The organism is Vibrio sp. Vb1554, from assembly GCF_033344235.1.
Window position 1 is genome coordinate 1 of record NZ_JAWPOJ010000182.1, and the last position, 1438, is coordinate 1438.

Genomic DNA, 1438 nt, shown 5'->3' on the forward strand with positions numbered 1-1438 from the left:
GCACCCACTTTGTAGGTTTTCGCCTTCGAAGTATCGAAACGCATGGTTTCTTTGCGCAAAATACCGGTTGCTGCTTCAGAGGTCAGCGTCATGCGGTAGGTGTCTTCTAGCTCATGCTGAACATCAATCAAAGACTCGCGGCAGTACTCGATTTCCTGCTCTGCGTCTTGTTGGTCAAAAGCGTGCTTGAGCGCGAATTCTTGTACCACTTCACGCACGACATCACGCGACTCAGGGCTATTCCAGAGACAGTCTTGCAATAACAACAGATCAAGAGGATTAATTTCATCACGACCATTAAAGAAAGCGCTCGCTTTCAGTAACTTCACCGCCTTTTTCCAGCGACGGTCAGACACGTACATGTCGGTATGTGCTGCGTCGCCAAATTGCGCTTCCACTTTGGTTTCCAGCATCGTTTTTAGCTGGAACAGCTTTTCAAATGCATTGTCGGTGAGTGTCAGTTTGTCGAGTTGTTGCTGCCACTGGTGATACTCTTCATCGGTAATCGCCAAACCTTCCGGAATTTGCGCTTCTTGCGATGTGCCAACGGTCAGCATGGATTTGAAGTTTTGCTTATTCTGAATTCGGTTTACGAACACACGTACGAGCATTCGGTCGTACAGTGCGTCTAGGCCGCTGTCTTCATCTGGTAATTCGTTGGAAGCAGAAACCAGCAAACGCATTGGAACACGTTCAATGTCACTGCCATTTTTGAATGTTTTTTCGTTCACGACGGTCAACAGAGTGTTCAGAATCGCAGGGCCCGCTTTCCAAATCTCATCAAGGAAAACGACTTGCGCTGTAGGTAGGTAACCTTTGGTGAGTCGGACATAACGGCCGTTGTCCTTCAACTCTTGGATACTCAAAGGCCCAAACACTTCTTCTGGTGTCGAGAATCGAGTCATCAAGTATTCAAAGTAACTGCTGTTATCAAAAGCTTGGATAAGACGCTTTGCAATAAGACTCTTTGCAATACCTGGAGGACCTAAAAGAAAGACGCTCTCCCCAGCCAAAGCGGCAAGGAGACAGAGTTTGATGGTGTGTTCGCGTTCATAAACGCCATCAGTTAACGCTTTTGCAAGCTTGTTAATACGCTCGGAAAGTAGTGCTTTTTCGGCATTGGATGCAAAAGAAGGTTGGATCATACGTACTCCGGCTGCTGAACTGATGCTGTGTATTTATTTTTATACATTTGTTATCACTTTGTTACAAGTGTAATTTGTTCGAATCACCCTTATAACAGATGCTTATCTCTCTCTTTGCTGAGCAATCAAAGTTTCCATTTATGAGATATAGCTCACTGAAAGTGCAAACGCTTTCGTGGCCTTGCAACAGTTTTTGCTTTTGTTTCCCACCGTTTGTGGTTAATGTTCAAAAACGTCAAATTGCGGTCATTGCTAGGGTTTACAACTGCATGAGCAAAACAATTCATAAATGG

General features: G+C 45.0%; 1 protein-coding gene. It reads right to left on the bottom strand.

Going from position 1 to position 1438, the window contains the following annotated elements; all coding sequences use genetic code 11:
* On the bottom strand, positions 1 to 1145 hold a 1145-nt coding region (locus tag R8N28_RS24780), incomplete at its 3' end, for an AAA family ATPase (protein ID WP_318183612.1).
* Positions 1146 to 1438 lie beyond the last annotated feature (293 nt).